Genomic DNA, 12,925 nt, shown 5'->3' on the forward strand with positions numbered 1-12,925 from the left:
GTCGCTATGGCGGCCGCTCGATGTCTGCCATGCGGCGCTTACATCAGGACATGCTCGACAGTGCCGCCTTGATCCACGCCTACGTTTGCGGCATGAATCGTTCCCCGTGCGCGGGCCCTTTGGCGCCTACGACACCCAGCGAGAGGCGTCCGCTCCTCGGCCCCGGTTGGTTCGCGGCCGTGATGGGCACCGGCATCGTCGCCAATGCGGCGGTCACCCTGCCGCGGAGCTCGCACATGCTGCGGACCGCCGCCACGGTGATCTGGCTGGGCGCCGCGCTCCTGCTGGCCCTGCTGGCCGTCGGCTACCTACGGCAGCGGGCGCTGCGCTCGCACGCCGGTGATCCGGTGACCGCCCAGTTCTTCGGCGCGCCGCCGATGGCGCTGCTCACGGTGGGTTCCGGGGCGCTGCTGCTCGGCCGCCCGCTGATCGGGACGGAGACGGCGCTGGGCGTGGCCTGGGCGCTGTGGTCGCTCGGTACCGCGCTCGGTCTGGTCACGGCCTGCACGGTGCCCTATCTGATGGTCACCCGGCATCGCTTCACACCGGACGCGGCGTTCGGGGGCTGGCTGATGCCGGTGGTGCCGCCGATGGTCTCGGCCGCGACGGGCGCGCTGCTCGTGCCTCACGCCCCGGCGGGGCAGTCGCGGCTCGCCCTGCTGCTGGGCTGCTACGCGATGCTCGGGCTCGGCCTGGTCGCGGCGCTGCTGGTGCTGGCCATGATTTACGGCCGTCTGGTGCACCATGAGGCCCCCACCGGAGCGGTGGTGCCCACGGTGTGGATCGGGGTGGGGGCGTTGGGCCAGGCGGTGACGGCCCTCGGCGCGCTGGCCTCGGTGGCACCGAGCGCGCTGCCCGCGCCCTACGCTCGGGGCACCGAGGTGTTCGCGCTGCTGGGCGGGGTCGTGGTGTGGGGCTTCGCCATGCTGTGGGCGGCGCTGGCCACGGGACTGACCGTACGGACGATCCGGGCCGGGCTGCCGTTCGCACCCACGTGGTGGTCCTTCATCTTCCCGGCCGGCGCCTGTGTGACGGCCACCGGCGCCCTCGCGGCACGGACCGGTTCGGAGATGTTCGGCTGGCTCGCCGTGGCGTTCTACGGGCTGCTCGTCACCGCCTGGGTGGTGGTGACCGGCCACTCCTTGCGCCATGCCGCCCGGCACCTCCTGCTCGACCCGGCAGGCGACATGTCCTGATGTGCCGCCGCTATGTCATATTCACCCGTCTTTCTTATCTTTCCGGCTGTTTTAGCGTGGATGGCATGACACAGTCGTACGAGCTGGAATTCGGCCTCAACGAGTGGCTTGTCGAGGAGCAGCACGAGCGGTATCTCCATGACCCGGGCTCGGTCGACCAGGCGTGGCGGGACCTCTTCACCTCCTCCGCCCCCGCGACCGACCAAGGGCGTCACGACTCCGGCACGGTGGGTGACCACGCGGTGAAGGCGGTCCGCGTCGCGGCGCTCATCCACGCGTATCGCGTGCGCGGACATCTGATGGCCGACACCGATCCGCTCACAGCGGAGCGCGGGGGCTCGCATCCGGAGCTCGACATCATGGCGTTCGGACTCGGCGACGAGGATCTGGAGCGGACGTTCGTGGTCGACGGCTTCGCCGGGCAGGTCACCATGTCCCTTCGCGACGTGCTGCGGGTCCTGCGGGAGTCCTACTGCGGGACCGTCGGCACCCAGTACATGCACATCCAGAGCGCCGAGGAGCGTCGCTGGGTCCAGCGGCGGATCGAATCGCCGCACCCCGGGGCGGACCGCGCCGAACAATTGCAGATCCTCTACCGGCTGGGCGCGGCGGAGGCCCTGGAGACGTTCCTGCACACCAAATACGTCGGCCAGAAACGGTATTCGCTCGAAGGCGGCGAGTCCGCGATCGTGCTGCTGGACGCCCTGCTGCACCGCTCCATCAGGACCGGGGTGAGGGAAGCCGTCATCGGTATGGCACACCGCGGCCGGCTCAACGTGCTCGCCAACATCGTCGGCAAGTCCTACGCGGAGATATTCCACGAGTTCGAGGACGCGGTGGACATCCGGTCGGTCCAGGGATCCGGGGATGTGAAGTACCACCTCGGCGCGGAGGGAACCTATCGCGCCCTGAACGGCGGCACCATCGCCGTCTCCGTCGTGGCGAACCCCTCGCATCTGGAGATCGTGGGGCCGGTGGCCCAGGGAGTGGTCCGCGCCAAGCAGGAGATGGCCGCGGACGGTGCCGCCACCTTCCCCGTGCTGCCCATCGTCGTCCACGGGGATGCCGCGTTCGCCGGTCAGGGTGTGGTCGGCGAGACACTGAACATGTCACAGCTGCCCGGCTACCGCACCGGGGGGACGGTGCACATCGTCATCAACAACCAACTCGGCTTCACGACCTCACCCGCCTACGGCCGTACGAGCGGCTACGCCACCGATGCGGCACGGACCATCGAAGCCCCGATCTTCCACGTCAACGGGGACGACCCCGAGGCCGTCGTCCGCATCGCACGGCTGGCCTTCGACTACCGCCAGGCGTTCCACAAGGACGTGGTCATCGATCTGATCTGCTACCGGCGCCACGGTCACAGCGAGGTCGACGATCCGTCCATCACGCAGCCGGCGATGTACGACCGCATCGTCGCCAGGCCTTCGGTGCGCAAGCTGTACGCCGAGGCGCTGATCCGCCGGGGAGACATCAGCGAACGGCAGGTGGAAGGCGCCCTGCGGGACTACCGGGAACGCCTCGAGCATGCCTTCGTCGAAACCCAGGCCCTGTCGGCCCCCGGCCGCTCCCCGGCACGGGCCGTCCCCGGGGACACCGAGGACACGGCCGTCGCTCCCGCGGATGCCGAGGACACGGCCGCCCCTCAAGCGCCCACCGCGATCACCGAGGCGACCGCCCGGCACGTGATCGCGGCCCAGACCACTCCGCCGCAGGACTTCACCGTGCACCCGCGCGTACTGCCGCAGCTGCGCCGACGTGCCGCGATGCTGGACGCGGGAACGATCGACTGGGCCACCGCGGAAACCCTCGCCATCGGCTCCCTGGTGCTGGACGGGGTTCCGGTACGGCTGTCCGGGCAGGACTCCCGCCGGGGCACGTTCGGGCAGCGGCACGTCGTGCTCACCGACCGGCACACCGGCGTCGAGTACACACCGCTGAGCTCCCTCGGCGCCCCGGCCGCTGACTTCGCGCCCTACGACTCGATGCTGTCCGAACTGGCGGCGCTGGCCTTCGAGTACGGCTACTCCCTGGCGCGGCCCGACGCCCTGGTGCTGTGGGAGGCGCAGTTCGGCGACTTCGCCAACGGCGCCCAGACCGTCGTCGACGAGTACATCGCGTCATCAGAACAGAAATGGGGGCAGCGCTCCGGGGTGACGCTGCTGCTGCCGCACGGCCTGGAGGGCCAGGGACCGGACCACTCCTCCGGCCGGATCGAGCGGTTCCTCCAACTGTGCGCGCAGGGGAACATGAGCGTCGCCATGCCGTCCCTGCCCGGCAACTACTTCCACCTGCTCAGGCAGCAAGCGCTCGGTGCGCGCGAACGCAGAAGGCCACTGGTCGTGTTCACTCCGAAGTCGATGCTGCGGCTGAAGGCGGCCACCTCCACGCTGACGGAGCTCACCACGGGCGGGTTCCGCGCGGTCCTGCCGGACGAGACGGCCGACGCCGCCCGCACCGGGCGGGTACTGGTGTGCTCGGGCAAGGTCTTCTACGACCTGGACGCCCACCGGCGAAGCTCGAACCCGCCGGACACCGCGATCGTCCGCGTGGAGCGTCTCTACCCGTTCCCGGAGCGGGAGCTCGGCGCGGAACTCGCCCGTTTCCCCGCCGGTGCCGAGGTGCGGTGGGTGCAGGAGGAGCCGGAGAACCAAGGCGCCTGGTCCTTCGTGGGGCCGCGGGTGCGGCGGTCGGCGAACCGTCCCATCGGATGCGTCAGCCGACCCCCGGCGCCGGCCCCGGCCGTGGGCTCCGCCCGGCGGCACGCCGCCGAGCAGAAGGAACTTGTGGCATCCGCTTTCCGCTGACCACGCGGCCCGCCACGCCACGGGAGGCTGACCACGCGGCCCGCCACGCCGCCGGAGGGGCCCGGCGCGCCCCGACTACGGCGAGACGGCTTCGGGCGCCGAATGCTCCGCGCCCACGCCGGTCGTGCGGAAACTGGTCCGGTACGCACCAGGCGTCACACCCAGGTGCCGTACGAATGCCCTGCGCATCGACTCGGGCGAGCCGAACCCGGTACGCCGCGCCACCACCGCCATGGCGTCATCGCCCGTCTCCAGCAGCACCTGGGCGGCCTCCAACCGGACCTGCTCCACATACCGGGCCGGGGTGGTTCCCACCTCTTCGTCGAAGAGCCGGGTCATGTGACGGACGCTGACGCCCGCCTTGCGTGCCATGGCCGACAGCGTGTGGTTGGTCCCGGGGTTCTCCGCGACCTCGTCCAGCACCCGGCGGAGCGTCTCCCGACGGGAGTGCGGGACCTGGGAGCGGACGCTGAACTGGGACTGGCTCCCGGGCCGTTGCATGAAGACGACCATGTCCTTGGCGACCGCCCGGGCGACCTCCGCACCGTAATGATCTTCGACCAGCGCCAGGGAGAGGTCGATGCCCGCGCTGACAGCGGCCGAGGTCATCATTCGCCCGTCCCGCACGAAGATGGCGTCCGGTTTGACCCACACGGACGGAAAACGGGAGGCCAGTTGCCGTGAGTGCCGCCAGTGCGTCGTGGCGCGACGCCCGTCCAGCAGTCCGGCCGCCGCCAGCAGAAACGCCCCCGTGCACACCGACGCCGTACAGCGGGCCTTCTCATGCAGTCGCCGGACGACGTCCAGGAGCGCCTCGTCCTTGATCAGCGTTTCCCATTCCGGACCGCCCGGGATCACCAGGACGTCGCTCGGCTCACGCACATCATCGACCCGCAGGTCGGCGCCGAGGCGGGTCCCGGCGGAGGTGATCACTTCCGCCCCGTCCCCGGACGCGGTCCGCACCCGATAGCGCCCGCCGAACCCGTTCGCCGAGGCGAACACCTCGATGGGGCCGGTCACATCGAGCAGCCGCACCCCCGGGAAGACGAACACCGTCACGGTGAGCGGGCCCCTCGCTGGGCGCTGGTGGTTCATCGGTTGCCTCCGGCCGTACGCGGAGGGGGCGGGCGGACACCGGCGACCGTTGAGCGCCGGTCGGCGAGCGTTCCAGTTCCAGGACGGATCGGGGGCGCCCCTCCTGCGGTCAGTCTCCGACCGCGGCCACGACCGGGGCTACGACCGGTGTCCTCCCTGCTGGGAGGCGCGTCCTCCCAGCCGCCCGCGAGCCCGATAGGAAAGTTTCCTATCCGACATCTTGTCGCGGCCATGCCGCCTCGCTAGGTTCAGCCTCGCTCGACTTCCTCCCACCCCCCACCCAGGAGGCTCCATCAGCCATGCCTCTTTCCAAGCCGACGCACCGCAGACTCGCCCTCGCCGCCGCCATCGGCCTGCTCGGCGCGGGCGCCGCCACGGCGGCCACCGCCCAGGCCGCACCGCGGGCGGCGCACCCCGCCGCCGCCCCCAGCGGGCTCAACGGCCCCTACCTGTACCTGGGTTGGGGCTCCCCGCCCAAGGCCACGGACGTCATGTCGGCCACCGGCACCCAGCAGTTCACGATGGCCTTCATGCTGTCCGACGGCGGCTGCAACCCCAAGTGGGACGGCTCCCGCGCGCTCACCGGCGGCAACGACCAGTCGACGATCAACTCCATCCGCTCGGCGGGCGGCGATGTCACCGTCTCCTTCGGCGGCTGGAGCGGTAACAAGCTGGGCGAGAAGTGCTCCTCCGCGTCCGCGCTCGCCGGGGCGTACCAGAAGGTCATCGACGCGTACAAGCTCAAGTCGATCGACATCGACATCGAGTCGACCGAGTTCGAGAACGCGACGGTCCGCCAGCGGGTGATCGACGCGCTCAAGACGGTCAAGCAGAAGAACAGCGGCATCAAGGTGTACATCACCTTCGGCACCACCACGAGCGGCCCCGACTCCAATGGGAAGGACCTGGTCAAGCGCGGTGCCACCGCCGGGCTCGACGTGGACGGCTGGGCGGTCATGCCGTTCGACTTCGGCCAGGGCTCGATCGACATGGCGGCGGCCACCAAGTCCGCGGTGGACGGCCTGAAGAACACGGTGGCGAGCGCGTACGGCCTCTCCTCCGACGCCGCCTACCGCAAGGTCGGCTTCTCCTCGATGAACGGCAAGACCGATGTCGCGGGCGAGACCATATCCCTGAACAACTTCAAGGACATGGTCTCCTACGCCAAGAGCCACCACCTGGCCCGCGTCAGCTTCTGGTCGCTCAACCGCGACCGCAAGTGCGGCTCCGGCACGGACGGGGACGCGTGCAGCGGTATCGACCAGGGCACGTACGACTTCACGAAGGCGCTCGCGGGCTACAACGGCTGACGCCGAACCGGGCCCCATCCGCCCGCCGGGCGGCGTTCGATCAAGTGACCATCCAGGTCACGGGGATTGACCTTCCGTTGAAGCCGACCTTACGGTCAGCCCGCAGCCCACAGAGGCCAGCAAGGAGGTCGTGCCCGTGCGCCCCACCGCCCCACTGATCCTCGCCGCCACCCTCGCCGCCACCGCCGGACTCACATCCTGCGGTGGCGGTTCGGGCAGCGACCCGGACACCGTCAAGGTCGCCTACAACCGCTCCACCGACAACAAGATCCGCTTCAAGGACAACCATCTGGCCGAGGTCAAGAAGCAGTTCGAGAAGGCCAACCCCGGCAAGAAGGTCAAGCTGATCCCGATCCAGGCGCAGGACAACGACTACGCCACCAAGGTCCAGCAGATGATGCGGTCCCCGAAGACCGCCCCTGACCTGGTCTACGAGGACACCTTCCGGATCAACTCCGACATCAAGGCGGGCTATCTGCGCCCCCTCGACGACTATCTGGACAAATGGAAGACCTGGGACCAGTTCGTCGACACCGCCAAGGCCGCGGCCAAGGCCGAGGACGGCAAGACGTACGGCGTCCCGGACGGCACCGACACCCGCGGCCTGTGGTTCAACAAGAAGATCTTCGCCAAGGCCGGGCTGCCCGCCGACTGGTCGCCCAAGAACTGGAACGAGATCCTCGAAGCGGCGCGCACGATCAAGAAGAAGGTCCCCGGCGTCACCCCGCTCAACGTCTACACCGGCAAGGCCCCGGGCGAGACCTCCGTGATGCAGGGCTTCGAGATGCTGCTGTACGGCACGGGCGAGGCGGGCGGGAACCCGCTCTACGATCCCGGCGCCAAGAAGTGGGTCACCGGCGGCAAGGGGTTCAGCGACGCCCTCGGCTTCCTCAAGACCGTCTACTCGCAGAAGCTGGGCCCGGACATCTCCGACGCCCTCGACCCCAACGTGGGCACCACCGTCTTCAGCGAATGGCTCCCCGAGGGCAAGCTGGCCATCGCCCTCGACGGCTCCTGGCTCGGCCAGAACTGGCTGAAGACCGGCGGCAAGCCCTGGCCCGAGTGGTCCAAGACCCTCGGCCAGGCCCCGATGCCCACACAGCACGGCCAGGCGCCCGGCAAGGTCAGCATGTCCGGCGGCTGGACGTGGGCGATCACCGCGAAGTCCAAGAACCCGGATCTGGCCTGGAAGTTCATCGAGCGGCTCCAGACCAAGGACAACGCGGTCACCTGGGACATCGTCGACGCGCAGATCGCGGTCCGTAAGGACGTCGCACAGGACCCGAAGTACACCTCGTCCATGCCCGGGATCACCTTCTTCACGGGCCTGGTGAAGAACACCCACTACCGCCCCACCACCCCCGTCTATCCGCAGGTCTCCACGGCGATCGGCGAGGCGATGGAGGCGGCGACCACGGGTGACACCTCACCGGAGAAGGCCGCGAAGTCCTACGACGACCAGCTGAAGTCCATCGCCGACGGCGCCACGGTGGCGGCGGGCGGCCAGGGCTGAGGGCCGACCCCCGATGGCAACCGCGACCAAGGTGGCGGCGGCCCCGACGGAGACCCCGGCCCGGCCGGGCCCCCGTCGCGGCCGCCCCCTGCGCTGGCTCCCGCTCGCCCCCGCCACCGTCATGCTGCTGCTCTTCCTCGGTGGCCCGATCGCCTACTGCGTCTATATCGCCTTCACGAACATGCAGCTCACGGGCGCGTCCTCCACGGACTTCGTGGGCCTGGACAACTTCCAGCGCGCCTTCGGGGACGACGACTTCCGCAACGCGGTCGTCCTCACCCTCGTCTTCACCCTCCTCTCCTCCCTCGTCGGCCAGAACACCCTCGGCCTGGCCCTGGCCGCCCTGATGCAGCGCGCCTCCCGGCCGGTGCGGACACTGACCGGCTCGATCGTCATCGCGGCCTGGGTCGTCCCCGAGATCGTGGCGGGCTTCCTGCTGTACGCGTTCTTCCGCCGTGAGGGCACGCTCAACGCGCTGCTGGACTGGCTGGGCCTGCCGTCCCAGAACTGGCTCTACACCCTGCCCATCCTCGCCGTCTCCTTCGCCAACGTCTGGCGCGGCACAGCCTTCTCGATGCTCGTCTACTCCGCCGCGCTGTCCGAGATCCCCAAGGAGATCACCGAGGCGGCGGAGGTCGACGGCGCCGGCGGCCTCGGCCGCTTCTGGCACATCACCCTGCCGATGATCCGCCGCTCCATCGGCACCAATCTGATGCTGAACACCCTCCAGACGCTGTCGGTGTTCGGCCTCATCTGGGCCATGACCCGAGGCGGCCCCGGAAACCGCAGCCAGACCCTCCCGGTCTTCATGTACGACCAGGCGTTCAACAAGTCCCTGATCGGCTACGGCACGGCGGTGGCACTGCTGTTGCTGCTGGTGGGCGCGGTGTTCTCGGTGGTGTATCTGCGGCTGATGCGCGAGGAGGTCTGAGCCCCTCCGTCGGCACGCCGAGGCCGGGCCCGGGTACGAACGGTCACGGGCAGGCGGTCAGCCACTGGCGCGGGTGCGCCGCCGGTATGCCTTCTGTCTGCATGCCGCCCCGCAGAACCGCGCGGGGCGGCCCGCGCGGCTGGTGCGATCGCCGGGCAGCGGGCCACCGCACATTCCGCAACGATCCATTTCGTCACGCGTAACGGCGGCTCCACCGCGCACCTCCTCCGTTACGTTATGGGATTTCGTTACGGCACGCTCCGCCCGCAGTCCGTCGCACATCACCGCCGTCAGCACCCCGGCGCCGGGGCCGCGCCCCTGCTCCATGGCCGCACACCCCGCCACCAGCGCCCGCACGTCCGACACCTCGACATCCGCCCTGACCGCCCCGGCCTCCTGGGAACGCCGGAGCAGTACACTCAGCACGTCACCGAACTCGTGCCCGGCACCGGCCGCCGTCGCGTCGGGGACGCGGCCGGGCGCCTCCCGGGCGAAGGCCTCGCACAGCGCACGGTTGAGCGACGCCTCGCCGACCACGCGCTCCAGGAAGCCGAAGAACGCCGCCCCCGGGTCCTCCGCCACGGCCAACTCCCACCCCTCGGTGACGAACCGCTCCACGCTGTCAGCGATCACCGCTTCGAAAAGGTCTTCCTTGGAGGGGAAGTGGCGGTACACCGTCCCGGCGCCCACCCCGGCCCGCGCGGCGATGGCGCCGAGCGGCGCCATGCGGCCCTCCGCCGCGAACGAGGCCCTGGCCGCGGCCAGCACCCGCGCCCTGTTCCGCCGCGCGTCGGCGCGCGAGGGCAGCACGCCCGGGGGCAACCCCTCCGGAGACAGCCCTTCCCCCTCTGCCGCGCCGTGCGCCGCTTCCCTCATCGTCTCCGTCTCCCTGATTGACAAGCGGGTCAGCCATTCCGGTACGTTAACCGGGTCACTCGTTCCGATTCTACTCGGGAGCCCTCCACCATGACCCCCATGACGTCGAAGCGAACCATCCTGGTGACCGGCGCGACCGGTCAGCAGGGTGGTGCCACCGCGAGGCGACTGCTCGCGGACGGCCGCCACGTACGCGCGCTCACCCGGGACACCACCAGCCCCGCGGCGGTCGCCCTCGCCTCGGCGGGCGCCGAATTGGTCGCGGGCGACCTGGACGACCGCGCCTCGCTCGACGCGGCGGCCCGCGGAGCCCACGGCGTCTTCAGCGTCCAGCCCACCCCCGGTATGCCGGGCCTGCCCGCGGAATACGGCCCCGACGACGAGGTACGGCGGGGCAGGAACGTGGCGGACGCGGCGCTGGCGGCCGGGGCCCAACTCCTCGTCTACGCCTCCGCGTTCGGCGCCGACGTCAACAGCGGGCTGTCGACGCTGGAGAGCAAGCGGCGCATCGAGGAGCACATCGGCGCGATCGGCATGCCCGCGACCGTCCTGCGGCCCACGTCCTTCATGGAAAATCTCGTCCACCCCACCTGGGGTCTGCGGGGCGGGGCCCTGGCCACCCCCTACAACCCGGACACCCGCCAGCAGTTCATCGCGCTGTCCGACATCGCGGCCTTCGCCGCCCTCGCCTTCGACGACCCCGACCGCTTCCGCTCCCGCGCCTTCGACCTGGCGGGCGACACCCTCACCCCGCCGGAGACCGCCGCCGCCATCAGCCGGGCCACCGGACAGGAGGTCCCGTACGTCCACATCCCCCTCGATGCCGTACGCGCCCAGAGCGAGGAGGCGGCCCGCGGCATCCAGTCCCTCAACGACGGCATCTACCCCTTGGTCGACATCGATTCCCTGCGCGCTCTCCACCCCGGCCTGCTCACCTTCGAGGACTGGCTGACCCGGCACGGCACGGCCCGCCTCAAAGCCCTGCTGAACACGTAGCCGCCGACAGGGCCACCCGAGCCGGGGAGAAATCAGATGACGCCCTATCAGCCTCCGACTAGCCTCGCCAGGTTGCCCTTTCGCGCCTTCAGGAGGAGACCGCCATGGCCCAGCCGTTCCCGCCCGTCGAACCGTACGCGCACGGCCTCCTCGGGGTCGGCGACGGCAACCGGATCTACTGGGAGACCAGCGGGAATCCCCAGGGGAAGGCGGCCCTGTGGGTGCACGGCGGCCCCGGCAGCGGAGGGCGCCGCGGCGCTCGTGGGATGTTCGATCCCGAGGTCTTCCGGATCGTCCTGTTCGACCAGCGTGGCTGCGGTGAGAGCCTGCCGCACGCCTCCGACCCGTCCGTCAGCCTCGAGCACAACACCACCGACCACCTCATCGCCGATATGGAGCGACTGCGCGAGCACCTGGGCATCGACCGCTGGCTCCTCTACGGCGGCTCCTGGGGCTCGACGCTGATCCTCGCCTACGCCGAGCGCTACCCCGAGCGGGTCTCCGAGGTCGTCATCTCGGGCGTCACCATGACCCGGCCGGACGAGATCGACTGGCTCTACCGCGGTGTCGGGCGCCTGTTGCCCGGCGCCTGGGAGACGTTCCGCGACGCGGTGCCGGAGGCGGAGCGGGGCGGCGGCCTCGTCGCGGCCTACGACCGGCTGGTGAACAGCCCGGACGAGGCCGTCCGGGTCGAGGCGACGCGGGCCTGGTGCGCTTGGGAGGACGCCGTCATCGCCCACGAAACACTGGGGCATCCGGGCTACTACAGCGACAAGACCGACGACGCGCTGATGGCCTTCGTCCGGATCTGCGCCCACTACTTCTCCCATGACGCGTGGCTCGAGGACGGACAACTCCTCCGTGACGCGCACCGGCTCGCCGGAATCCCCGCGGTGCTGATCCACGGGCGACTCGACCTGGGCAGCCCGTTGCAGAGCGCGTGGGAGCTGTCCAAGGCCTGGCCGGACGCCGAGCTGAAGGTGATCGACGACTCGGGTCACACGGGCAGCCCCACGATGCGGGCCACGGTCCTGGAAGCGATTGCCCGCTTCGGTCGGTCACACCGTGTTGGGCTCCCGGATTAGGGAACCCTGGAAGTCCGCCCAGGCGGCGGGGGTGAAGCGGAGTATTCGACCCTCCGGGTCCTTGGAGTCGCGTACCGCCACGGTGTTGGGCACGTTCGTGGCCACCTCGACGCATTCAAGCTGGGGGTTGCTGTAGCTCGACTTCCGGAAAACGAAGGGTGTCACTCAGAGTTCCTTGATGAGTCGCTCCAGGAACGCACGCGACTCGGGCTCGGGGAAGGCACGTTGTGCGGTCTTCTCGAAGATACTCACGTGCCGGGCGGCGCCATCGCCACCCTCGATCCACACGTGCGAGTACGACGACTCCACGTAGACCACGTCCATAGCTCCCGGTTCGGCGAACGAGAGCACATTGAACGAACCGCTGAGCCCTTCGACGAATCCTGCGCCGAAGGGAAGGATCTGGAGCGTGACATGGGGGCGCTCGCCCCAGTCGAGGAGCGTCGCCAACTGATCCCGCAGCATCTCGGGATCGAACGCCGCGATGCGCAGCGCGGCTTCGGGAATAACCGTCCAGAGCGACAGCGGCGGCTGCCCGGAAAGCCTGTGCTGCCGGGCGAGCCGCGCCGTCACGAACCTCTCGAACACCTCGGGATGCTCGTCCGGCAGCGCTGTACGCCGTAGGGCTCGGATGTAGCCAGGAGTCTGGAGCAGGCCCGGAATATAGGAGACCTGCCACGCCTTGATCGCGGTAGCGGCATTCTCCAGCGGCCCATACTCCTTCATGGCACCAGGGATCTGGACATCGTTCCACCAGCCCTTGGCCTTGCGGCGCTCACGGTCGATGCGCGCCAACTCCAGGAGCGTGCCCACCGTCGCCGGATCGCTCGCGCCGTACAGCGTGCAGAGCGCCCGGATGTCCGGCTCACGCATGGGCACCCAGCCGCTCTCCATCTTGGCGACCTTCCCCGTGGACGCGGTGATGGCGTTCGCGGCTTGACCCTGCGTCAAACCGGCCGTGGTACGCAGTCGCAGAAGCTCCCCGCCAAGCTTCCGCCCCAGAACCGTTGAGACGCGGCTCCCTTGCGCGGATTGCACCTCTGCCACCTCGGCATCCTCCCTGCTTTACGCCCAGTGTGCGCACAGGCACAGTCCGCACGCAAGATCGGT

Annotated in this window: 11 protein-coding genes; 7 read left to right on the forward strand and 4 right to left on the reverse strand. The window is 69.8% G+C overall.

Annotated elements, in window-relative coordinates; translation table 11 throughout:
* The first annotated feature begins 92 nt into the window (after window positions 1–92).
* The gene (locus LIV37_RS16875) at window positions 93–1,196 is read left to right on the forward strand and encodes a TDT family transporter (protein ID WP_121825409.1); all 1,104 of its coding nucleotides are present in this window, start codon (window positions 93–95) and stop codon (window positions 1,194–1,196) included.
* Window positions 1,196–4,009, forward strand: a complete 2,814-nt coding sequence (locus tag LIV37_RS16880) for a multifunctional oxoglutarate decarboxylase/oxoglutarate dehydrogenase thiamine pyrophosphate-binding subunit/dihydrolipoyllysine-residue succinyltransferase subunit (RefSeq protein WP_121824854.1) — start codon at window positions 1,196–1,198, stop codon at window positions 4,007–4,009. The genes LIV37_RS16875 and LIV37_RS16880 overlap by 1 nt, the downstream gene beginning before the upstream one ends.
* A 75-nt stretch (window positions 4,010–4,084) precedes the next feature.
* Here the strand turns inward: LIV37_RS16880 and LIV37_RS16885 are convergent, their stop codons facing one another.
* Window positions 4,085–5,104: a GlxA family transcriptional regulator gene (locus LIV37_RS16885; RefSeq protein ID WP_020868338.1), complete on the reverse strand. Its 1,020-nt coding sequence runs from the start codon at window positions 5,102–5,104 to the stop codon at window positions 4,085–4,087.
* A gap of 299 nt (window positions 5,105–5,403) precedes the next feature.
* Here LIV37_RS16885 and LIV37_RS16890 point away from each other — a divergent pair, with 299 nt between their 5' ends.
* The 3 genes from LIV37_RS16890 (at window position 5,404) to LIV37_RS16900 (ending at window position 8,858) form a co-directional block, all read left to right on the forward strand.
* Window positions 5,404–6,414 carry a chitinase gene (locus LIV37_RS16890; RefSeq protein WP_020868339.1) on the forward strand — a complete coding sequence of 337 codons (1,011 nt, stop codon included), beginning with the start codon at window positions 5,404–5,406 and terminating at the stop codon, window positions 6,412–6,414.
* A gap of 136 nt (window positions 6,415–6,550) precedes the next feature.
* Complete coding sequence (locus LIV37_RS16895; protein WP_020868340.1) at window positions 6,551–7,927, forward strand: ABC transporter substrate-binding protein; 1,377 nt, start codon at window positions 6,551–6,553, stop codon at window positions 7,925–7,927.
* Window positions 7,928–7,940: 13 nt separating this feature from the next.
* Window positions 7,941–8,858 (forward strand): carbohydrate ABC transporter permease, encoded by a 918-nt coding sequence (locus tag LIV37_RS16900; RefSeq protein WP_020868341.1) that lies wholly within the window; start codon window positions 7,941–7,943, stop codon window positions 8,856–8,858.
* 57 nt (window positions 8,859–8,915) lie between these two features.
* Here the strand turns inward: LIV37_RS16900 and LIV37_RS16905 are convergent, their stop codons facing one another.
* A complete protein-coding gene (locus LIV37_RS16905) occupies window positions 8,916–9,734 on the reverse strand; it encodes a TetR/AcrR family transcriptional regulator (protein WP_121825408.1) in 819 nt (272 codons plus the stop codon).
* A gap of 99 nt (window positions 9,735–9,833) precedes the next feature.
* Between LIV37_RS16905 and LIV37_RS16910 the strand changes: the two genes are divergently transcribed.
* Complete coding sequence (locus LIV37_RS16910) at window positions 9,834–10,730, forward strand: NmrA family NAD(P)-binding protein (RefSeq protein ID WP_243146223.1); 897 nt, start codon at window positions 9,834–9,836, stop codon at window positions 10,728–10,730.
* Between the two features lie 104 nt (window positions 10,731–10,834).
* A complete protein-coding gene (gene pip / locus LIV37_RS16915; protein WP_020868344.1) occupies window positions 10,835–11,815 on the forward strand; it encodes a prolyl aminopeptidase in 981 nt (326 codons plus the stop codon).
* On the opposite strand, the gene LIV37_RS16920 is transcribed toward pip, so the two are convergent.
* Window positions 11,789–11,980 (reverse strand): DUF397 domain-containing protein, encoded by a 192-nt coding sequence (locus LIV37_RS16920; RefSeq protein ID WP_020868345.1) that lies wholly within the window; start codon window positions 11,978–11,980, stop codon window positions 11,789–11,791. The genes pip and LIV37_RS16920 overlap by 27 nt on opposite strands.
* Entirely contained in the window at window positions 11,981–12,862 is an 882-nt protein-coding gene (locus LIV37_RS16925) for a helix-turn-helix domain-containing protein (RefSeq protein WP_020868346.1), read from the reverse strand. It abuts the gene before it with no gap.
* Window positions 12,863–12,925: the final 63 nt, after the last annotated feature.

The sequence above is a fragment of the Streptomyces rapamycinicus NRRL 5491 genome, assembly GCF_024298965.1.
Taxonomy (GTDB): domain Bacteria; phylum Actinomycetota; class Actinomycetes; order Streptomycetales; family Streptomycetaceae; genus Streptomyces; species Streptomyces rapamycinicus.

Excerpts from the sequence above, each read along its gene's own strand:
- LIV37_RS16900 (WP_020868341.1), top strand. The coding sequence starts at position 7,941 with ATGGCAACCGCGACCAAGGTGGCGGCGGCCCCGACGGAGACCCCGGCC.
- LIV37_RS16910 (WP_243146223.1), top strand. The coding sequence starts at position 9,834 with ATGACGTCGAAGCGAACCATCCTGGTGACCGGCGCGACCGGTCAGCAG.
- LIV37_RS16905 (WP_121825408.1), bottom strand. The coding sequence starts at position 9,734 with ATGAGGGAAGCGGCGCACGGCGCGGCAGAGGGGGAAGGGCTGTCTCCG.
- LIV37_RS16890 (WP_020868339.1), top strand. The coding sequence starts at position 5,404 with ATGCCTCTTTCCAAGCCGACGCACCGCAGACTCGCCCTCGCCGCCGCC.
- LIV37_RS16885 (WP_020868338.1), bottom strand. The coding sequence starts at position 5,104 with ATGAACCACCAGCGCCCAGCGAGGGGCCCGCTCACCGTGACGGTGTTC.
- LIV37_RS16880 (WP_121824854.1), top strand. The coding sequence starts at position 1,196 with ATGTGCCGCCGCTATGTCATATTCACCCGTCTTTCTTATCTTTCCGGC.
- LIV37_RS16875 (WP_121825409.1), top strand. The coding sequence starts at position 93 with ATGAATCGTTCCCCGTGCGCGGGCCCTTTGGCGCCTACGACACCCAGC.
- pip (WP_020868344.1), top strand. The coding sequence starts at position 10,835 with ATGGCCCAGCCGTTCCCGCCCGTCGAACCGTACGCGCACGGCCTCCTC.